Origin of the sequence: Neisseria sp. (assembly GCF_041804105.1) — a bacterium.
In the GTDB taxonomy this organism is placed as follows: Bacteria; Pseudomonadota; Gammaproteobacteria; order Burkholderiales; family Neisseriaceae; genus Neisseria.
In genome coordinates this window covers 1-21,940 of record NZ_JBHCJY010000117.1, presented here as the reverse complement: position 1 = coordinate 21,940, position 21,940 = coordinate 1, and the positions used below count along the sequence as shown (strand labels likewise).

13 protein-coding genes, 1 tRNA gene and 1 pseudogene are annotated in these 21,940 nt (G+C 55.1%); 4 read left to right on the top strand and 11 right to left on the bottom strand.

Annotated elements, in window-relative coordinates; all coding sequences use genetic code 11:
* The first annotated feature begins 100 nt into the window (after window positions 1-100).
* Together ACEYDX_RS10135 and ACEYDX_RS10130 are read left to right on the top strand one after the other, a co-directional pair.
* The gene (locus tag ACEYDX_RS10135) at window positions 101-595 is read left to right on the top strand and encodes a hypothetical protein (protein WP_078254514.1); all 495 of its coding nucleotides are present in this window, start codon (window positions 101-103) and stop codon (window positions 593-595) included.
* A 185-nt stretch (window positions 596-780) separates the two neighbouring features.
* Window positions 781-1,734 (top strand): NAD(P)H-dependent flavin oxidoreductase, encoded by a 954-nt coding sequence (locus tag ACEYDX_RS10130; RefSeq protein WP_373741899.1) that lies wholly within the window; start codon window positions 781-783, stop codon window positions 1,732-1,734.
* Window positions 1,735-2,034: 300 nt separating this feature from the next.
* Here the strand turns inward: ACEYDX_RS10130 and dinG are convergent, their stop codons facing one another.
* The 10 genes from dinG to mutS all read right to left on the bottom strand — a co-directional run bounded on the left by dinG (window position 2,035) and on the right by mutS (window position 17,159).
* Entirely contained in the window at window positions 2,035-4,209 is a 2,175-nt protein-coding gene (gene dinG / locus ACEYDX_RS10125; RefSeq protein WP_373741898.1) for an ATP-dependent DNA helicase DinG, read from the bottom strand.
* 89 nt (window positions 4,210-4,298) lie between these two features.
* A complete protein-coding gene (locus ACEYDX_RS10120) occupies window positions 4,299-5,180 on the bottom strand; it encodes a RimK family alpha-L-glutamate ligase (protein ID WP_373741900.1) in 882 nt (293 codons plus the stop codon).
* 526 nt (window positions 5,181-5,706) lie between these two features.
* On the bottom strand, window positions 5,707-6,138 hold the full coding sequence (locus ACEYDX_RS10115; RefSeq protein WP_373741897.1) for a pseudoazurin: 432 nt from the start codon (window positions 6,136-6,138) through the stop codon (window positions 5,707-5,709).
* An 838-nt stretch (window positions 6,139-6,976) separates the two neighbouring features.
* Window positions 6,977-7,744: an ABC transporter ATP-binding protein gene (locus tag ACEYDX_RS10110; RefSeq protein ID WP_373741896.1), complete on the bottom strand. Its 768-nt coding sequence runs from the start codon at window positions 7,742-7,744 to the stop codon at window positions 6,977-6,979.
* A 390-nt stretch (window positions 7,745-8,134) separates the two neighbouring features.
* Entirely contained in the window at window positions 8,135-9,340 is a 1,206-nt protein-coding gene (locus ACEYDX_RS10105) for an ABC transporter substrate-binding protein (RefSeq protein ID WP_373741895.1), read from the bottom strand.
* A gap of 72 nt (window positions 9,341-9,412) precedes the next feature.
* Window positions 9,413-10,456: a FecCD family ABC transporter permease gene (locus ACEYDX_RS10100; protein ID WP_373741894.1), complete on the bottom strand. Its 1,044-nt coding sequence runs from the start codon at window positions 10,454-10,456 to the stop codon at window positions 9,413-9,415.
* Window positions 10,457-11,408: 952 nt separating this feature from the next.
* Window positions 11,409-12,614, bottom strand: a complete 1,206-nt coding sequence (locus tag ACEYDX_RS10095) for an ABC transporter substrate-binding protein (protein WP_373741893.1) — start codon at window positions 12,612-12,614, stop codon at window positions 11,409-11,411.
* A 489-nt stretch (window positions 12,615-13,103) separates the two neighbouring features.
* A complete protein-coding gene (locus ACEYDX_RS10090; protein ID WP_373741892.1) occupies window positions 13,104-13,691 on the bottom strand; it encodes a YdcF family protein in 588 nt (195 codons plus the stop codon).
* Window positions 13,692-13,990: 299 nt separating this feature from the next.
* On the bottom strand, window positions 13,991-14,143 hold the full coding sequence (locus ACEYDX_RS10085) for a bacteriocin (protein WP_373741891.1): 153 nt from the start codon (window positions 14,141-14,143) through the stop codon (window positions 13,991-13,993).
* Window positions 14,144-14,573: 430 nt separating this feature from the next.
* The gene (mutS, locus tag ACEYDX_RS10080; RefSeq protein WP_373741890.1) at window positions 14,574-17,159 is read right to left on the bottom strand and encodes a DNA mismatch repair protein MutS; all 2,586 of its coding nucleotides are present in this window, start codon (window positions 17,157-17,159) and stop codon (window positions 14,574-14,576) included.
* A 455-nt stretch (window positions 17,160-17,614) separates the two neighbouring features.
* Between mutS and pilC the strand changes: the two genes are divergently transcribed.
* The gene (pilC, locus tag ACEYDX_RS10075) at window positions 17,615-20,827 is read left to right on the top strand and encodes a PilC family type IV pilus tip adhesin (protein WP_373741889.1); all 3,213 of its coding nucleotides are present in this window, start codon (window positions 17,615-17,617) and stop codon (window positions 20,825-20,827) included.
* Window positions 20,828-20,899: 72 nt separating this feature from the next.
* Window positions 20,900-20,975 (top strand) — tRNA-Lys (locus tag ACEYDX_RS10070).
* Window positions 20,976-21,744: 769 nt separating this feature from the next.
* Here the strand turns inward: ACEYDX_RS10070 and ACEYDX_RS10065 are convergent.
* A pseudogene (locus ACEYDX_RS10065) lies at window positions 21,745-21,940 on the bottom strand (UDP-N-acetylglucosamine 1-carboxyvinyltransferase); the annotation flags it as partial.

The following is a 21,940-nucleotide window of genomic DNA, read 5'->3' as shown; positions in this document are numbered from 1 at the left end:
TTAAATGTTGATGGCGGTTTTTGTGCCAAGTAATTTTTAAAAATCAATGGGTTTTAGTGTTTTAATAATGCCAAAACCTTTCACTTTTTAGGATAATAAAATGTATCAACACACGATTGCTTGGTATCAAGGCGAAATTTTGGAAGCGTGGTTTATTGTGGGGGCGGGCGTTTGTTTGGGGCTGATTGGTTTGCTGTGCCATTTTTATGGGCAAAGTACAGGGGCGAAAGCCTTGTTTGTGCCGATGATGGTGCTTTTGGTGCTGTTTTTGGCGATTGGTGTGCCGATGATTTATAGCAATATACAGACCATGGCAAACGTGGCAGACACTTATCAAGCCGTGGGCGAAACGCAATTTGTTGTCGATGAATTAAAACGGGTAGCGAATTTTCAATATTTGTATCCGATGTCTATTGCGATTAGTGTGGTTAGTTTTGCGGTGGCGTTGGCGTTATTGCATTTTGATGTGGGCGTGAAATGGAAAGCGTGGGCGGTGGCGTTACTTATTTTGGGGACTTCGTTTGCCGTGATTGACTATTTTTCTAAAGAACGAGCGAATGGCTATCGGGCGGTTTTGGAACAGGCGAAAAAGTAAAGCAAAACACCGTTTGGAGCAATTCAAGCGGTGTTTTTGTTTGGAAAATGTGCAAAATAAGTTTTCAAGCTGCCTGAAAGTTAATTTCCATAAATGAAAACCAACTTCCCAAAATTCGCTATTCTTTTCTCAATTTCAATAATCTAAAATACGCTTATTCCATTTTTTAAATCAGAGAAAATATTATGCAAAACAATCGCATTAGCCAAATTTTAAATATCAAATACCCCATTGTCCAAGCCCCAATGTCGTGGCTGACCGATGCTCATTTAGTGGCGAGCGTTGCCAATGCTGGCGGATTGGGATTTTTAGCCCCACACGCTGGGCAAACCACCAATCCAACGTCCAATCAAGATGTATTAGACCGTATGCGTGCCGAAATTCGCAAAGTCAAAGCCTTGACGGACAAGCCTTTTGGCGTGCCGTTTTTGTTGTCTTATGACCTTTCGCTCATTCCGCTAATGGTAGATTTACTGATTGAAGAGCAAGTGCCTGTGGTGCTGGATAATGGTTGGTTGGATGAAGCGATTTACGCCAAACTCAAGCAGGCAGGCATTAAAATCATTTGTCGTTTAGGCAATCCGAATTTGCCAGACGCTTTAAAAGCGCAAAAGTTGGGTGCGGATATTTTGGTGCTGACAGGGTTTGACGAAGGCGGAACTTTGCCAATGAAAGAAATTGGCAGTTTTAATGTATTGGCGGAATTTGTCGGCAAGGTGGATTTGCCAATGATGCTTGCTGGTGGTATTGCCGATAAAAAAGCGGTTCAGACAGCGTTTATGCTCGGTGCAGAAGGCGTGTGGGTGGGGACGGCATTTATCGCCACTGTTGAGTGCCGAGCCAGTCAAAAAGTGAAAGATTGGATTGTTCAATCAACTGCCAATGATTTGTTATTGTTCCGCACCGAGCCGTATTATTACCGCTCTTTGCCAACCGAAGTCGCCAAAAAATGCTTTGAAATGAGCGAAAACGGGGCATCTCGTGCCGATATTGCCAAAGTGATGAATGCGGGTATGGGGATGCGTTTGGGTATGCTGGAAGGGGATTTTGAACACGGTTATGTGTCGGTGGGCAACGGCATTTCGGCGATTGACCGTGTGAAGAGTGTGCAGGAATTGGTTGATGAATTCATGGGATAAGGAAAATGCCGTTTGGTTGGGTTCAAACGGCATTTTTTATGTTCACTGGTTTTATGCTGTCTGAAAGCACCAGCCAGAAACCTTTGCAAAATACCTTCAATGCCGTCTGAAATGATTCAATCACGTCATTACCGCGTAGGCGGGAATCCGGATTTGATATTTCCAAGCTATTGTTTAATAAACGAAACCGGATTTCAAACACGGATTCCGGATTTCCGTCTGCGCGGGAATGGCGGAAGTTTGGAAAACCCGTTTTGCCGGTGTGCCGTCAACGCAATATCCAAACACGGCCTTGGCGTTTTACCCAATCCTTTTAAACGGCGGCAGGCAGGCTAAAAGCTGCTGGCCGTAACGCTGAGTTTTCACGCGGTTGTCTAAAATGGTCACGCGGCCGTAGTCGGTTTCGGTGCGGATGAGGCGGCCGACGGCTTGGACGAGTTTGATGCCGGCTTCGGGGACGGTGATTTCGATGAAGGGGTTGCCGCCGCGCTGTTCGATCCAGCGGTTTTGGGTTTTCTCTATCGGGTTGTCGGGCATGGAAAACGGGAGTTTGGCGATGATGACCTGCACGCAGGCTTCGCCGGGGAGGTCGAGGCCTTCGGCGAAGCTGTCGAGGCCGAAGATGATGCTGGCGCGGCCTTCGGCAACGGCTTGGTGGTGTTTCTGCAAGAGTGCGGCTTTGGGCAGGTCGCCCTGTATCAGCAAAAGCGGCAGGTAGTCGTCGGGCAGGCGCAGGGCGACTTCCTGCATCTGTTTGCGTGATGAGAAGAGCACGAGCGTGCCGATGGCCTCTTGGGGGGAAATGAGTTTGGGCAGCCATTCGGCGACGGCGGCGGTGTGGGCGGCGGGGTCTTTGGGGCTGGCGTGCACGGGCGGGATGTAGAGTTCGCCCTGTTTTTCAAAGTCGAACGGGCTTTTGAGGGCGAGGGTGGCGGTTTCGGGCAGCCAAACCAGGCCGGTTTGGCGCAGAATCAGGTTGAAGCTGCCGAGCGATTGCAGGGTGGCGGAGGTCAGCACCGCGCCGGCTGCGCGCCGCCACAGGCTGTTGGCGAGGTGGCTCGCGCTGCTGATGGGGCTGGCGTTGAAGATGTAGTCGTTTTTGTCGTCGATGCGGCGGGTAATCCATTTGGCCAGCGGTTCGCTCCCTTCGGGCGGTACGGCGGACAATAAGTCCCACACGGCGCTGATTTGTTCGGTGCGGGCGGTAAACAGGCCGAATTCGCTGCTGATGCGGTCGATGAGCGCGCCGTCTTGGTCTTTTTCGCGGCGCGCGGCGGACAATGCTTCGTTCAGGCTGTAAACGTGTTTGAGCAGGCTGCGGGCGGCAACGGCGGTGTTCTGCACCAAAAGTTCCAAATCTTCGGGGATTTTGCCGTCCTGCCACAGCCATACGGGGTCGTTGTGTTTGCGGTTGAAATCGCTGTCGTTTTGGCGGAACTCATTTTCAGACGGCTTGAAGTCCAGCGACGGCTCTTCGGCAAGGTGGAACTGCCATTCGTGCAGGCTGTCGAGCAGCGATGAAGCGGCTTCGTCGGCCAAGTTTGCGGTTTCGGCCTTGTCGGTTACGGCGGCGATTTTGGCGGTGATTTGCGGCAGTTTTTCCAACGTCCACACCGCCGTGTTCCACGAATGTTCGGCGGCAAACTGGCTCAGGGCTTTTTTGGGCAGGTGGTGGGCTTCGTCGATGCAGTAGAAACTGTTTTCCGGCGCAGGCAGAATCACGCCGCCGCCCATGCCGATGTCGGCCAGCAGCAAATCGTGGTTGGCCACCACCACATCAACCGTTTCCAGCGTGTCGCGCGCCAAATAAAACGGGCATTCGGCGCGGTTGGGACAGGCCGCTTTCAGGCAGCCGTGGCGGTCGTTGGTGATTTTGAACCACAACGCGTCGTCGATTTTTTCCGGCCAGGTGTCGCGGTCGCCGTTGAAGCTGCGGTTGGCGAAACCGTCGGCCAGTTCGCGCATCTGCCTCATTTCGTCGGGCTTGGGTTTGCTGTCCCACAACACCGCCGGGGCTTCGAAGCCGAGCAGGTTTTGCTGCGCGTTGCCCTGCGTGAGCTGGTAGAGCTTGTAGGGGCAGAGATAGCGGCCGCGCCCTTTGGCGATGGCAAACGTCAGCTCCAGCCCGCTTTTTTCCACCAGAAACGGCAAATCACGGTCGACGAGCTGTTCCTGCAAAGCCACCGTCGCGCTCGACACCACCAGCTTTTTGCCGCGCGTCTGCGCCATAATGCCGCCCGCCAACAGATAGGCCAGCGATTTGCCCACGCCCGTCGGCCCTTCGATGACGGCAATACTCTCGCCCTCGCGCTTGGGCGCGTCGCCGCCCTCTTCGCAGCTCAGGGTGCGCGAAAACGCGTTGGCCACCGCCGCAATCATTTCCCGCTGCGACGCGCGCGGGCGGAAACCGGGCAGGTTTTTGCCGATGTTTTGGTAGTGGTCGCGGATGGCGTTTTTTTCTAAATCGGTGAGCATGATGCCGTCTGAAAATGGGGGCGGAAGACGGCATTTTACCATTTCAGGGCAACGGTTTCGATGCACTCAGGCCGTCTGAAAAATGTTTTTCAGACGGCCTGAATCCATTGCGCCAACGCATCGGCCAGCTTCGGCACGGCATCGGGCGCGGTATCGGGATAAAGCGCGGGTTCGATGAGTTCCAGCTCGTTCAGCACGAACAGGCCGTCTGAAAAGGAACGCCGCAGGTTTTGCCGAAACACATGCGGTGCGTTTCGCCAAAACGTGCCGTCAACGCGGGCATACAGCGGGGTTTCGGGCAGAGCGGACAAGGCTCGGCGGGCGGCGGCAAGGGCGGTTTCAGACGGCCTGTACGGAAAAACCTGCACGCCGTAGGCCGAATTGGCGCGCCATTCTCCTGCCTTCGGCTGCCGTTTCACCGCATGGCTGAAGGTGCCGCCGATGAATATCATCGAGATTTCCCCTTCTGTTTCAATATCCTGTAAATAAGGCTGCACCAAAACGCCCTGCGGGTACTGCCGCAGGTCGGGCAAGGGGCCGTCTGAAACGAATTTTTCCACGCCCCGCCCGCTTTGGCCGACCAAGGGTTTGACCACCGCCGTGTGCCAACCGCGTCCGCGCACGGTCCGGCGGATCAGCGTTTCATCGGCAGGCAGGGTGGCGGACGGAATCACGTCGATACCTTTTTCCGCCAAATCAATCAGATAGCGTTTGTCCATGTTCCAGCGCATCAGCGCGGGCGGATTGGCAAACCACTGCCCGCCCTGCTCCGCCGCCGTCAGCCAACGGGTGAATCCGTCGGGATACGCGGCGTAATCCCACGCGCAAAGCGGCAGGACAAACGGCGTTTGCGGACGGTTCTGCCACGGTTCGGCGCGTGCACGGATGCCGCGTTCGGCCAGCGCGTCGAGCAGCGGCAGCAGGTTGGCGGGCAGTTCGGGATAGGCGGCGCAGGTGGCGATGGTAAGCATGGCGGGCATGGTACGGACGGCGGGATTTTGCCGACGGATGCGGCGGTAAATTTCGGCTTAACTTGGATTTGGACGGTGAAACCGACAGGAGAGCCGGATGCGCGGCCTGGGGATATGGGCAGTAAAACCTCGAGCCGTCTGAAAACGGCAAACGGCGGTTTCGTACGGTTACGCCCGCTTGGGGCGGGCTAACCGTACCTACACTAGGTTTCCTTCTGCAACGGTACGGCAGCACGGCAATTTCAGACGGCATACCGCCGCATGAAAAGCACTGCCCGTTTCGGACGGCATTTGTTCTGAAACATAGCCCGAACCGTCAAGGCTGTCTGAAAACGGTGCAAACGGCGGTTTCGTACGGTTACGCCCGCTGGGGCGGGCTAACCGTACCTACATTAGGTTTCTGTCTGCAACGGTGCGGCAGCACGGCAATTTCAGACGGCATACCGCCGCATGAAAGCCCTGCCTGTTTCGGACGGCATTTGTTCTGAAACATAGCCCGAACCGTCAAGGCTGTCTGAAAACGCCTTTACTTCACCATCTGCATGTATTTTTTCAGACGGCCTTTGTTCTGCATCGCGCGTTTGTCCAACTCGTCGGCCGCGGCCTGCGCTTTGGCTTTATTGGTGGCCTTGCCCACCTGAATCACACCGCTCATGTTCATCATGCGGTGCGGCGGGCAGGTGTAAACGTATACGCCTTCTTTGTCGAGCTTAACCGTGAACTTCTCGTTTTCTTTCGACAGAAAATCCTTCGCACCCGCAGGCACGGCCTTGCTCTGCACCCAATGGCCTTTGTGGGTGGGGATGAAGGTAACGGTATCGCCGGGCTTGGCGTTGACGAAAGCCGGCTCGAACACCATGTTGCCGTCTTTGCCGTTGTCGAGCATTTTGACTTCGTGGTTGGCGGCGAACGCGGGGGCGGCGGCCAACACCAGCAGGGTAAACAGGGATTTTTTCATCAAGGTTCCTTTCGGTTGGTTCGGATACAGATTCCCACCTGCGCGGGAACAGCAAGAAACACGGTAGGTACGGTTAGCCCGCCCCAAGCGGGCGTAACCGTACGAAACGACGGCAAAACAGGTTCGGCAAAATTTCCCGAGGCCGTCTGAAAACCGGACTCCGGTTTTGCAGGACAACTGCATCCGTGGACAGGCGGCTTCCAATCATCTGTGCCTTTATGCTTGATGTACGGTTACGCCCGCTGCGGCGGGCTAACCGTACCTACTTCTACCGGGAGAAGCCAATAAGGGGAACGTTTTCAGACGGCCTTATCAGGCAGATGCCCTGCCGTTTCCATTGGCTGAAAACAAACCGGCGTTTCCTGTTCCCTACCGTGGATTCCCGCCTGCGCGGGAATGACGGTAGGTACGGTTAGCCCGCCCCAAGCGGGCGTAACCGTACAAAACGGCAGCAAAACAGGTTCGGCAAAATTTCCCGAGGCCGTCTGAAAACCGGACTCCAGTTTTGCAGGACAACTGCATCCGTGGACAGGCGGCTTCCAATCATCGCTGCCTTTATGCTTGATGTACGGTTACGCCCGCTGCGGCGGACTAACCGTACCTACTTCGACTAACCGTACCTACGCTTTTAGCCCGTCATTAGCTTGCGCAAGTCCGCTGCGCCACCCCCCGCGCAGGCGGGAATCCAAACGGTTGTATTTCGGTATCGGCAAGAATAAAACCGCGGCTGCCTTCAAAGGCCGTCTGAAAAAATGACAGGTTGTCCGTCATCTACCGTGGATTCCCGACTGCGAGGGGAGCACAGCGGACTTGCCGCAAGCCAATGACAGGAATGTTTTCAGACGGCCTGCCGCATCGGTCGGATGACGGGGATGCCGCGGCTGTCGTGCAGCAGTTCGACGCGGATGTCGTACAGCCTGCCGACCACGTCGGCCTGCAAAACTTCGGCGGGCGTGCCGCAGCCTTGGATTTTGCCGCTGCCCAAGAGTATCAGGCCGTCTGAAAACTGGGCGGCAAGGCTCAAATCGTGCAGCACCATCAGGGTAACCAGCCCCTGTTCGCGGGTGTGGCGGCAGACGTGTTCGAGCAGGTTGAGCTGGTGGTGCATGTCGAGCGCGCTCACGGGTTCGTCGAGCAGCAGGATTTCGGGACGGCGCATCAGCACTTGGGCGAACATCACGAGCTGCCGCTGGCCGCCGCTCAGGCGGGTGATGTCGCGGTGGGCGAGGTGGCCGATGCCGAGCAGGTTCATGGTTTCGGCGGCTTCCGACAAAACGTCGTCGCCGACGTGCATGTGCAACGCGTCGATGCGGCCGAGCAGGATGACTTCGAGCGCGGTGAGCGTGGCTTCGGTGGCGGTGTCCTGCGGCATGTAGCCGATGCGTTTCTGCCAGTGTTGCAGGCGGGTTTTGCCGAGCGTGTCGCTGCCGTAGCGGATGGAACCGCTGTGGGGCAGTTCGCCGAAAACGGCTTTTATCAGCGAGGATTTGCCCGTGCCGTTGGGGCCGAGCACGGTATAGACCCTGCCGGATTCGAGGGTGAAGCCGATGTCGTCGGCAACGGTGAGCGCGCCGCGTTTGACGGTAAGGTTTTCAACGGTAAGCATAAATCTGTATCGGAATACGGTTTTCAGACGGCCTGAAGGCTGTGCAAAAAATTTGGCTGTGTCCGGATATTGTGTTGGTACTTGGTTTTTCGTCATTTCCGTTCAGGCAGGAATCCGGCTTTGATATTCACAATTGATTGTTGAATATGAAAATACCGGATTCCAAACATGGATTCCCGCCTGCGCGGGAATGACGGAAGCCGGGAAAATCCGTCTTGCCCTGTATGCCGTCAACGCCATACCCGAACGCAGCAGAAAATTTCGAAACCGCCTGAACTTTCTACTGCGGTGCCGTACCCGCCCGGCCTTTGCGAAAACAGGCTGCGGCAGGCATGGCGGCGGTAAAGGATGTTTTCAGACGGCCTGCACGGTTTTTGCCAAGATGCCGCTTCAGGCAAACAGCCCTTTGAACCAGTTTATCAGGCGGTCGAACCACGACTGTTCGCCGCCGCCCTGTGCGGTCTGTTTCGTGCCGGCGCAGTCCGAACTGCCGCAGCCCAGTTGGATGAAAAACGTGCCCTGCGGTTCGACAGGCAGGTATTTGCGGTGGAATTCGCGGTAGGTCTGCTCGGGTTTGATGTCGGCGAACAGGTCGGGATAGAGTGCTTTGGCCATAAACTGCGCGGAAGCCAAATCGGCCAGCGAGCGCGATGCGGTGTGGTACATGCCGTAAACGCGGTTGTTCTGTACGGCGGGCAGGCCGCTCCAGCCTGCGCGTTTGGTGAATCCGGCCAGCCGTTTCTGCGCTTCTTCGGCGGAAATGCCGATGCCCATCGCCATCGCGTCGGGCTGCTTCATGCCGACTTCTGTGCCGGAAATCATCACGACTTCGGGTTTGGCGGTCAGAAGCTGTTCGGGGTTGATCGGCCCCCAGTCTTTGATGAACGGCGCGCTCACGTTGTCGCCGCCCACCGTGTCGGCAATCGAACCCCACATGTTTTTGCCGAAGGTGTAGCTGTGTTCGGACGGCCCTTTGTCGCCGAATTCGATGTAGATTTTCGGCTTCGGCCTGCCTGCGTTTTTCACGCGTTTCTGAATTTCGGCAATGCCCGCCGCGTATTCGCCCGCAGCCTGTTTCGCACGCTGCTGCGTTGCCGACAGCTCGCCGAAGATTTCGGTGCTGCGGGTGTGGCGTTCGACCGTTTGCGCGTTGTAGTCCACCACCACCACGGGGATGCCCGCTTTTTCAAAGCGCGGGATGTCGGTTTTGAGCGTGTCGAACTGCCAGTCGGCCAGCACCACCACATCGGGCTTCATCGCCAGCGTTTTTTCAAACGAAAACGTGCCGGTGTTCACATTGCCGATGTCGCCGATGTTTTTCAGTTCGGGCATTTTGGCGGTGTACAGCGCCCAGCTTCCCGGGTTGAACTTCTCCCAGAATTCGCGCGAAATGCCGACCACGTTTTTGAAGTTTTCCGCGCCCGTGGCCGCGATGTAGTCGGGGAAGTAAAAACCCAGCACCACGCGCTTGGCGGGCACGTCCACTTTCACTTCGCGGCCGCGCACGTCGGTGATGGTTTTCACTTCGGCCTGCGCCGCGGCAGCCGCCAGCAGCATCGCGGCGGCGGCAAGGGTGTTTCGGACAAAGGGTTTCATAAGGTTCCTTATTCTGTTTTTTCGGGAATGCCGTCTGAAAAAGTTTTCAGACGGCCTTTATCAACTGCGGACTTACCGTTTCGACAGCACAATCCAAAAGAAAAACGGCACGCCCACAAACGACGTAACGATGCCCACCGGAAACAGCGCGCCCGGGATAATCGTTTTCGACAACACGCTGGCCACCGACAGAAAAGCCGCGCCCGCCAGCATCGCGCCGGGCAGGAAAAACCGCTGGTCTTCCCCCAGCAGCATCCGCGCCACGTGCGGCGCAACCAGCCCGATAAAGCCGATGATGCCGACGAAGCTGATGGCCGTGGCCGTCATCACCGCCACCAGCACCAGCGTTTTGATGCGCAGCCGCTGCAGATTGATGCCCAGCCCCGCCGCACGCTCTTCGCCCAAACGCAGTGCGGTCAGCTTCCACAAATCCCGCGACAGCAATGTAACGCACACCGCCGTCACCGCCGCCGTAACCGTCAGGCTCTCCCAAGTCGCCTTGGTCAGGCTGCCGAACAGCCAAAACAGAATCTGCTGCGACACTTCGGGCGCGGCGATAAACTGAATCAGCGACAGAAACGACTGAAACAGAAACAGCATGGCGATGCCCACCAACACCAGCACCGCCGAATTGAACCGCCGCGCGGAAGCAAACAGAAACAGGATGCCCGAAGCCAGCATCGTCATCACAAATGCTCCTGCAGGCACGGCCAGAGTTTCGGGCAGGCCGAAGCTGCCGAACGCAATCACCAGCGATGCACCCAAGCCCGCCGCCGCCGCCAGCCCGAGCGTATAGGGGCTGGCCATCGGATTGTTGAGCAGCGTCTGGATTTCCGCGCCGCCCACGCCCAAAGCCGCACCGACCACCAAAGCCATCAGCGCCATCGGCAGGCGCAAATCGTGCACAATCACATGACTCATCGCATCCGCCCCGTCCAGCCCCAGCAGCGATTTCACCACCTCGCCCACCGGCAGCATCGACGGCCCCGTGGCAATGTCGAACACCAGCCCGGTCAGGCTGACGGCCAGAAAAAACAAAACCACCAGCCAGCGCCTGCGCTCAAGCGCACGCTGGTTTTTAACGATTTCGGCAGTAGAAATAACAGTTTGGGTCATGGATACGGTTCGGCAGGTTTGTGATGGAATGATGGAATTGTTGATGAAACGAACGGTTTCGGCGGCTCCGGCAAATGCGTTCGGACAAAAAACAGCGCAATCCGCCCGCCGCCCCGACAGACCGCCGCAAACGCAGGGATACCGCCTTTTGCCCGATACGGACGGCATGACGCCGCAAATGTTTCAGACGGCCTTTATGCACATAAAGTTCCGTTGTTCAGGCCGTCTGAAAACATTTCCCGCCATTCCTGAGCCAGCGGGAATCCGGCGGCTGATGCCCGGCGACAGCAACGTAGGTACGGTTAGCCCGCCAAAGCGGGCGTAACCGTACGAAATCACAGTCCGGCTTTCAGACGGCCTTGCTTGGGCGGTTTTTCTGCTGAAGCATTGTTTTGCCGTTTTGTACGGTTACGCCTGCTTCGGCAGGCTAACCGTACCTACTCACTCACCGTCATTCACTTACGTGATCCCTCCGAACAGTCGGGAATCCGGCGGCAAATTTCAGGCAACCGGTCATGCCCAAACGGTTTGACAGCAGCCGATTTGTCCTTACGGATACCGCAGCAACGTAGCAACGTAGGTACGGTTAGCCCGCCAAAGCGGGCGTAACCGTACAAAACGGCGGACAAACGGATCCAACGATGAAAAACGGGTTCGGCAGGAAAAACAGTCCAAGGCCGTCTGAAAACCGGATTGCGGATTCGTACGGTTACGCCCGCTTTAGCGCGGGCTAACCGTACCTACTCAAGTACCGTCATTAACTTACACGCCTTCCGAACAGTCGGGAATCCGGCGGCAAATTTCAGGCAACCGGCCATGCCCAAACCGGTTTGACAGCAGCCGATTTGTCCTTACGGATAACACGGTAAACCATCTGAATCCCCGCCTGCTCGGGGTGGCGCAACGGACTTGCGCAAGCTAACGACAGGAAATGCTTTCAGACGGCCTTCCGTCAAAACAGCGATTTGAACCAGGCAACCAGCCTGTCCCACCACGAACCGCCGCCGTTTTGCGTCTGTCCGCCCGCTTCGGCATTGCAGCCCAGGGTTTCGCAGCCCGCTTGGATGTAGAACGTGCCCTGCGGCATAACCGGCAGGTTGTTGCGGTAGAAATCCTGATAGGTTTTATCGGGGTTCAGGTCGGCAAACAGCTGCGGGTAAACCGCTTTGGCCATGAATTGGAGCGATGCGCCGTCTGAAAGTGTACGCGAATTGGCGTGGTATGCGCCGTAGAAACGGTTGTTCTGCACGGCGGGCAGCGCGTTCCAGCCCTGCCGTTTGGCAAAACCGTTCAGACGGCGTTGGGCTTCGCCTTTGTCGATTTGCCAGCCCATCACCATGGCCGACGGGTTTTTCTTCAACTCGGTTTCGCGTCCGGTAATGACCACCACATCGGGCTTGGCCGCCAATACCGTTTCGGGGTTGACGGGAGCGTAAAACTCCACCGCCTTGGCCGAAATGTTCTCGCCGCCCACCAAATCGATCATCGGCCCCCACATCGCTTTGCCGAATGTGAAACTGTATTCCGACGGGCCTTTGTTGCCGAACTCCACATACACTTTCGGCTTGGGCAGGTTGGCTTTTTTCACCCGCGCCTGAATGTCGTCAGCAATCGCTTTGTAGTCGTCCGCCAGTTGTTTGGCACGCTCGGGCCGTCCGGTCAGCGTGCCGATGATTTCGGTGGATTTGACGTGTTTGGCAACGGTTTGCGCGTTGTAGTCGAGCACCACCACGGGAATGCCCGCTTTTTCAAGCCTGTCCAGATCCGAACCCAAGGCCTGATACTGCCAGTCGGCCAACACCAGCAGGTCGGGCTTCAGCGACAGCACTTTTTCGATGGAAAACGTGCCCACTTCCACTTCGCCCACATCGGCCAGCTCGTTGAGCCGCGGCACGGCTTTGGTAAAGGCTTCCCAACTGGTCGGCGCCCAATCCGCCCACACCGCCTTCGACAAACCGACTACATTGTCGAACGCCTCTTTACCGCCCACGGCCATATAGTCCTGATAATAAAAGCCCACCACCGCGCGCTTGACCGGCAAATCGACCGTAACCTTGCGGTTTGCCGTATCGACAATCTGCACGGGTTTGGCATAAACGGAAGCCGCGCCGACTGCCAGCGCAACGGAAAAAATCAGGTTTCGGATGTTCGGTTTCATAAAAAATCTTCTTAATAAAAGTCATTATTGATTAAATGGTAAACCAAAACCCGCAGACACTCAACCCGCGCTGCTCCCTGCAAAACGGATAACACACCTGAACACCCAACATCCCGCTTCAGGCTCTGCTCCGAACCCGTGTTCCAAATATGCGGCAACACGGCTGCCTGTCTCGGATTGTCCCGGACGTAAATCCGCCTTTTTTTAAGATGAAAAGACCGTGTTCAGATATTGCGTTGATGTTTGATTTTCCGCCATTCCCGCGCAGACCGGAATCCGTCAGCGGATAACGGCAGCCCATCATTTTCAGACGGCCTTGGAAGCCTGCCGCTTTTAGAAAACCGCTGCTTTATCTCCACGGACACCGCAAAGCAAACATCCGGATTCCCGCCTGCGCAGGAGAATGGCGGAAGCTGGAGAAATCCGTCTTGCCAATGGTTAATCAACAATATCCATCCAAGCACAGCCTATTAAAAACCTGCCCTACAACTACTTCAACGCTTCCAGCACCAACGCCTTTACCCACGACAGACTTTCCCGCAACAGCGTGCGGATGTAGCGCGGGGTGCCGATGTCGCAGGGGTCGCCCGCGAACACCGACAAAGTCTTGTCCGGCCACTGCTTTTCCGCCAGCCAGCGTGCGCGGGCAAGGTGGAATGCCGAGCTGACGATGACCGTGCGCGGTTTGTCCGCCACCAGCGGCGTGCTGAACGCAAGGTTTTCAAAAGTACTGGTGGAACGGTTTTCCAGCAGGATGTTTTCAGACGGCACACCCATTTCCGCGGCCATCGCCGCCATGGTTTCGGCCTCGTTGCTGCCGTCGTCGTCCGTGCCGCCCGACATTACCAGCAGCGGCACTTTGCCCGCACGGTAAAGCGCAACGCCCGCCGCGACACGCGAACGCAGGCAGGGATTGGGTACGCCGTTGCGGTTGACCGCATTGCCCAGTACCACCGCGACATCGGCATTTCCGATTTCAGACGGCCTGACCGCCGCTTGGGATGCGCGGTAGTGCAGGTAAAACAGCGGCGCGGAAACGGCGGCGAGCAGGAACAGGATGATTAGGGCAGGTTTCATGGGAGTGCTTTCTTTAAGGGTAGTTTTCCTACTGCGGCGTATGGTCTGGCCACGGCTGTTATGTTACTGCGAAATAAACAGGCTGCCTGAAAACACTTAGGCAGCCTATCATTATAAATGATAAAAAAACATATGTTATGTGCTCTAGAATAAAGCAATCAAATCAAACAAGACTATTACATAACAATGATTTTATTCCTGAAAGTACAAATATCGGTCTTTCTTAAAATTTAATTGTTATAGTCACGTCTATTTACTACTTACCCAAATTTAAAAGACAACAGCAGTATACAACGGTGTCAATAACAACCAAATTTGCCTCCTCCTATCCGCCGGTTACCTATATAGCAACGACCAGTAATAGTAGCAGCCAGAGTAGTAGCAGCTCTACCTGCAACAAAGTCTGCTCCGCCGGAAACCTGCTGTAATTCAGTCACATTTAATGTCTTCATAATACAAACTCCTTATAAAAATCAAACAATTCAAACCATACGGCATTATCGATAAATCGATATGCTGTCAAAAAACTAACATATCAAACCGCAAAATAATTATAAAGAAAGCAACCTATTGAAAATAAATGAAATTCATGCTCAATGATATGCACTTGAAAATATGATGTTTTATTTCGGCAATTGTATTTAGATAATACGTTGGTATAGCATCAACCAAGTTGATTTTTCGGACTACCATCATTCCCCCCTACCTGTGCGGGAATGACGGGTTGGCGTTTTCAGACGGCCTTCCCGCAAGGCAATTTTGGTAGGGTTAGGTCAACCTACCATCTCTACGGTATTTACCATCTCTGCCATATTTGACGATGGTGGGTGTACACCCACCCTACGCGGATTTCAGACGGCCTGAAACCTTTTCACTTTTGGTTCAAACCAAATTTTTCAAACGGTACAGCATATCCAACGCATCTCGCGGCGACAAGTCGTCGGGATTGATGTCCGACAGGGCTTCGAGCAGGCGGCTTGGGGTTTCAGACGGCCTTTCGGTGTGTGTTTCGTCGGGTCCGGCATGGTCGCTTTCAGACGGCATGCCGCTGAAAATATCCAACTGCGGGCGGTTGGCTGCAGCTTGGGCTTCGAGTCCGTCGAGGTGTTTGCGGGCGGATTTGAGGGCGCGGGCGGGCAGGCCGGCGAGTTTGGCGACGGCGATGCCGTAGCTTTTTTCGGCGGGGCCGGGCTGGATTTCGTGCAGGAATACGATGTCCTGCCCCTGTTCGACGGCGGAAAGGTGCATGTTGACGGCGTTGGCGTGGGCTTCGGGCAACTTCGTCAGCTCGAAGTAGTGGGTGGCGAACAGGCTGAAGGATTTGTTTTTCTGGAGCAGGTGTTCGGCGATGGCCTGCGCGAGGGCGAGGCCGTCGAAGGTGGAGGTGCCGCGGCCGACTTCGTCCATCAACACCAGTGATTGCTCGGTGGCGTGGTGCAGGATGTAGGCGGTTTCGCTCATTTCGACCATGAAGGTGGAGCGGTTGCCGGCCAGGTCGTCGCTCGCGCCGATGCGGGTGAAAATCTGGTCGATGGGGCCGATTTTGGCTGCGTCTGCCGGGACGAAGCTGCCGGTGTGGGCGAGCAGCGCGATATGGGCGACTTGGCGCATGTAGGTGGATTTTCCGCCCATGTTGGGGCCGGTGAGCAGCATCAGGCGGTGTTTGTGGTCGAGAGCGGTGTGGTTGGGCGTGAAGTGGCGCACCTGCCGTTCGACGACGGGGTGGCGGCCGTTTTCAATTTGGATGACGGGATAATCGGCGAATTCGGGGCAGACGTAGCCGTGTTCCTGCGCAAGGCGGGCGAAGGTGGACAATACGTCGAGCGAGGCGGCGGCTTTGGCGGTTTTCTGCAATTGCGGCAAGGCCGTCTGAAGCTCTTTCAGCAGCGCGTCGAAAAGCTGTTTTTCCAATGCAAGGGCTTGGTCTTGCGCGGTCAACACTTTGTCTTCAAAGGCTTTCAGTTCGGGCGTAATGAAGCGTTCGGCGTTTTTGAGGGTTTGGCGGCGTTGGTAGTCGGCAGGGGCTTGCTCGGCCTGCACTTTGGACAATTCGATGTAGAAACCGTGTACGCGGTTGAACTCGACCTTGAGCGTGGAAAGCCCCGTGCGCTCGCGTTCGCGGTTTTCCAAAGCGCGCAGGAATTCGTCGCCGTGGTTTTGGATGTGGCGCAGTTCGTCGAGTTCGGCATGGAAGCCGTGGTTAATCACGCCGCCGTCTTTCAGCCAAACGGCCGGTTCGGGCAGAATGGCGGCGGCCAGTTTTTCGGCAACGGGCAGGGCGGCGGGGAACACGGCGGCCAGCGTTTCCAGCAGGCTGCTCGCGCCCGTTTCCAGCTCGATTTGCGCCAGCGCAAACAGGCTGTCGCGCAGGGCGGAAAGGTCGCGCGGACGCACGTTGCCCACGGCGATTCGCGCGGCGATGCGCTCGATGTCGGCAGAGTTTTTCAGACGGCCTTGAACGTGTTCAAACTGGTTTTGCAGTTCCAAAACCGCCTGCTGGCGCGCCCTGATGTGGGCGCGGTTGCGCAGCGGATGGTGCAGCCACAGCGCGAGCAGGCGGCTGCCCATGTGGGTGGCGCATTCGTCGAGTACCGAAAACAGTGTCGGCGCTTTTTTGCCGGCGAGCGTTTGGGTGATTTCGAGGTTGCGGCGGGTGGCGGCATCCATGCCGATATACTCGTTTTCTGTTTCGAGCGAGAGGCCGTCGAGGTGCTGCGGCAGATGGTTTTGCGTGAGGCGGATGTAGTTCAGCAGCGCGCCCGCCGCGCCCACCGCCTCGGCGTGTTCGGTTTTGTCCAACCCGAAACCGCGCAAATCCTGGCTGCCGAAATAGCCCGTCAGCAGCTTTTCCGCAGCGTCGGCGGCAAACTGCCAAACGTTCAGGCGCGTGATGTTGGCCGCGCCCGAGGCCGTCTGAAAAACCGGCGCGGTTTGATTGTCGGGCAGCAAAACCTCCGCCGCCTGCAAACGCGCCAACTCGTCGTCCAGCTTGTCCGCCGTCGTCATTTTCGCTTTGAATTCACCGCTTTGCAGCGAAGCCCACGCAATGCCCGCCTGCTTTTTCCCCACGCACACCGCCGCGATGCGGTTGGTTTCCTTGTCTTCCAAAAACGCCGAATCCGTGAGCGTGCCGGGCGTAACGATGCGCACCACCTTGCGTTCCACCGGCCCCTTGCCCGCGCCCACTTCGCCCACCTGCTCGCAAATCGCCACGCTCCTGCCCATTTTCACCAGCCGCGCCAGATACTGCTCCGCCGCATGAAACGGCACGCCCGCCATCTTCACCGGCTCGCCGTTGACCTGCCCGCGCGTCGTCAGCGTGATGTCCAACAGCTTCGCCGCCTCTACCGCGTCATCGAAAAACAGCTCGTAAAAATCGCCCATGCGGTAAAACAGCAGCTTGTCGGCATGGCCGGCTTTGATGTCGAGATACTGCTGCATCATCGGGGAAACGGCGGGTTTGGACATTTCAGACGGCCTTTCTCGGCGGGAAAACGGGAAGCGGTATTGTAGCAAAAGAGCAAAAGGCCGTCTGAAAAGCCTGCCCGCCATTCCCGAATGGAAACGTAGTACACAACAGCCACAAAGACAACGAAACCTTTCAGACGGCCCGTGACAGTTTTTCTGCGGAATCCGTTTTTCCGTTTCCGCCTTTTCGTATGGTTGTTTTTGCACCTGCATTTTCCGCCGGTGCGTACGGTTACGCCCGCTGCGGCGGGCTAACCGTACCTACAACGCTGAGTTTCCGGCTCTAATGGGCAAACTGTTGCATTTTAAGAAACTGCCATCTTTATCTGCCCTAAAAAATATAGAAAACTCAATTGGTATGATAAAATCACATACATTTCCATACAAAAAATTACATTAACGCCCAAACTTAAGCCATTCACGCTTTTGCGGGTGATTATGAAAGACTGCACATTATGAAAAAACTACCTTCCCGCTTTCGCACAACCATGCGCCCGATGATTTACAGCTTATCTTCGGCTTTCGCATTATTGGCAACCGGAACGGCATCGGCAAATTTTGCCGATACACCTATCTATCTTCAAAACGAAACCAAAATTCAGGGCGGGGCGGGCAAGGTTAAGCCGAATGTGATGCTGTTTATCGATGACTCGGGCAGTATGAACTGGACTGTAACAGGCAGCCAACAATCCCGCCTTCAAATTACGAAAAATGCTTTATCTGACGTGGTCAACAAATACACCGATCAGATTAATTGGGGCTTTCAAACTTTGCATGACAATGGCTCTGCCAATTTACCGGGCTATACCGATAAGTGGACAGACGTGATCCAGAGCATCAACAAACTGAAAGCCAACGGGGGCACACCCACTACCTACCGTTATTATCAAATTGCTCAAGATGTAATTAAAAACACCCGTTACCGTTGCCAAAAAAACTATATCGTTTTAATGTCGGATGGAGATGCCAACGACAGCCACAAAACTAAAAATACTGATTTTGAATACCGGAATGGAAAATGGCATGTGAAGTCAGCAACTCCAGTATTTCCAAACAATGCGGTAACCGACCCCTACTTTGGTTATCGTGAAGGAGGAGGGTTTGATTACAAAATTACCGATACCAATACTGAAGTATGGGATACGGTTTGGGATAGAAATGACGGTCTAAACTGGTTCAGCAAAACCCTGCAAACCAAAGATTTCAAAACCGGCGGAACCGATGCCACAGGAAAAAGTTGGGACGGTGTTCCTGAGGATCCTAAAGAAAAAGACGGCACAAGCAAGTTCAAAAACCAAACCGCCGAAACCTTTACGGTAGGCTTCGGAGAAAGTTTGAGTGAGGCCGGGCGTACTTATCTGCAAAAAGGTGCCAGCAAACCTGATTATTTTTTCAGCGCCACAAAAGCAGAGGATCTGGTTCAGGCATTCAGCCAAATCTTCGAAAATATTGAAAACAGCAGCCTGAATAATGCACAAGAAGGTGTGGGCACCGCCGCGCCTGCCGTAACAGGCAAGGGCACCAGTGAAGCGCCGAGTGCGGCTTTGTCGGTATATCTGGATCCGCAAACATGGAGCAGCCAATTGCGCTTTTACGAATTGGCAGAAGACGGTTCATTTAAAAACAGCTTTAAACAACCTTCTTTTACAGGCCGCAAAACGCTGGTTAACACAGGCACGCCCGATGCGGCGGGTAAAGGTATTTTTTGGGCGGGTGCGCTCAACGGCAGCAATGCAGATTTCGGCATTTCGGGCACCGCAGCCGACGAATGGAAAAACGCATTGATACCGTGGACCGTGCGCGGCAGCAAAGCCGATTCTGTGATTAAGGCCGAAGCTGCCAGCAATCAATACAGCCAAACCTACCGCGACCGTAATTTGGATAGCAACGGCAATCCGGTAAGCGGCAAGCGTGATTTGGGCGATATTTTAGACAGCGGCATCGCCACCATCGGCAAAACCGTTAACGGCCGGCAAGAGTTCTTATTAACCGCCGCCAACGACGGCATGGTGCATCTGTTTCAAAGCAGCAGCGATGCCAACCACCCGTATAGCCTGAAACTCAGTTATATCCCCGCAGGCATGGAACGCGACAGCGGTAACGGCGGTGAAACTTTAGGCAAAACTTTAAAAGAACTTGCCGTTGAAGGTTATGGAACATCCACGCCGCACCGTTATATGGTTAACGGCGGGTTTGTGGTGCGCCAAACACCCGCTCCGTCGGGCGAGGTTAAAGGCCAGCAAACCGTTATGTTCGGTGCCATGGGCCAGGGCGGCCGCGGTGCTTATGCACTGAATATCGGCGGAACCGACCGTAAAAACGGCACGGAAATCGGCTTGAATGCAGCCGACAGCAGCTGGGATACCCAAGTGCCTCTATTTGAAACGGCAAAAGGCGCAAGCAACACATTGGGTTACACCGTCGGCACGCCGCAAATCGGCCGTATTTCCATCCAACGCCCTGCCGCAGGCAGCCAAGAAGCTGTAAATACCTCTGAAAATGTGCGCTATGCAGCATTTCTTGCCAGCGGTTACCGCAAACAGGATATCAATGATGCCGGCAACGAAACCGCCCTCTATGTTTACGATTTACTGGGGCAGGAAGCCTCAACAGGAGAGGTAAAAGGAGCCAAGGCAGGTGATCTGATTAAAAAAATCGAAGTTTCAGGCGGCGAAGGCGGCTTATCCAGCCCCACCCTGCTGGACACAGACTTCGACGGCATTACCGATGTTGCCTATGCAGGTGATTACGGCGGCAATATGTACCGCTTCGATTTGCGCGGCGAGAATCCCGGCAACTGGAAAGTGGAGCGTATCTACGATGGTTCGACAACCCAACCGATTACCGCAGCCCCTGCCGTTTCCCGTCAATCCCGCAATAAATATGTGGTTATTTTCGGCACAGGCAGCGACATCTACCAAAGCGATGCAACCAGCAAAACCCAGCAGGCAATTTTCGGAATTTTCGATGATTTAACCCCGCCTGTAACCAATACTGTAACAACGAGAGCAGCCGCAACGGCTAGCGATTTGCTGCAGCAAGAATTAAAGGTTGAAAAGATTGAAGGCAAAGACTACCGCTTTTTAACCAACAACCTGATAAAACCTGAACATAAGGGTTGGAAAATCGATTTGGGCGCAACCGACGGCGAACGTGTGGTTGTGAAACCCACCATGATTTTGCGCAGCGCATTGGTGAATACCCGCATTTATAAAACCACCAAAACCGTTAGCAATTCTTCAGGTGATGTGTGTATTCCCGAAACCACTGAAACCAAAACGGAAAGCAACAGCTGGGATCTGATGATTCATGCCGACACCGGCGGCGCACTGTCAAAACCCCATGCCCGTATCCGATACTTGAAAAAAGACGGCACCCCCGTTTTGAACAGCAGCGGTTATTTTGCGAACGGCCAAATGCACAGCGGTATCGACGGCACCACTTACGTTAACCCAATCCAACGTGCCACCGACAGCCCTGTTACGCTCGACGGCGACAGCGGCGGTTCAGGAACCGACGGTATGTTAAACACAAGCAACGCCATTCCGAGAAACCAATGTTTTACGGGCAAAGGCGACCGCTTTATTCTAAAAGGCAGCGGCAGCAGCTTTGCAGTTGACGGTCGCAACTGCGGCGTGCACCGTATCAGCTGGCGTGAAATCTTTTAAGGGAGCATCTGTTAAACAGTAAATAACGCTGTTGGCAACCCAATAAAGTTTTCATATTATGCGCACTCTTTCGGGTCGTTAGCTCAGCTGGTAGAGCAGCGGACTTTTAATCCGTTGGTCGAAGGTTCGAATCCTTCACGACCCACCAAATTTGAAAAGTAACGGGTAGGTACGGTTAGCCCGCCGCAGCGGGCGTAACCGTACACAACAGCCAATCAAAGGTTGCGAAACTTTTCAGACGGCCTTTGACGGTTTTTCTGCAGAATCCGTTTTCCTGCCTTTCCGTATGGTTGTTTTTGCACCGGCATTTTCCGCCGTTGCGTACGGTTACGCCCGCTGCGGCGGGCTAACCGTACCTACTTTTGATGGAACGGAAACAGTCAGGTAACGGGAACTGTTCGACACACGGTAACAGTCAGTAAACGGTAAACAGGCCGTCTGAAACCCCAACCCGTCATTCCCGCACAGGTGGGAATGACGGGTAAAAAGCGTAGGTACGGTTAGCCCGCCGCAGCGGGCGCAACCGTACACAACAGAACAGCCCATCAAAAGCTACGAAACTTTTCAGACGGCCTTGGATGGTTTTTCTGCGAAATTTGTTTTCCTCCTTTTCGCATGGTTGTTTTTGCACCGTCATTTTCCGCTGTTTTGTACGGTTACGCCCGCTGCGGCGGGCTAACCGTACCTACCTTCTAACCGTACCTATTAACCCCGTCATTCCCGCGCAGGCGGGAATCCAGATGTTTGCACTTCGGTATCCGTGGGGATAAACGGCGACATTCAAAATAAGTTTGCATGAAAGGCCGTCTGAAAATGCTTTTTCAGACGGCCTTCATCATTGCCTTCATTATTTGTTTTGCAGCAAACCGTTACGGCAAACCTGCCCATCCGGCACGCTGTTCAAACCGTGCAGGCGGTTACCCGCGTACGCGTTCGATTTTCGCGCCGACGCCGCCGAGTTTTTTCTCGATGTGCTCGTAGCCGCGGTCGAGGTGGTAGATGCGTTCGACGATGGTTTCGCCGTCGGCCACCAAACCGGCCATCACCAGGCTGGCCGAGGCGCGCAGGTCGGTGGCCATCACGGTGGCACCGGAAAGTTTTTCCACGCCTTTC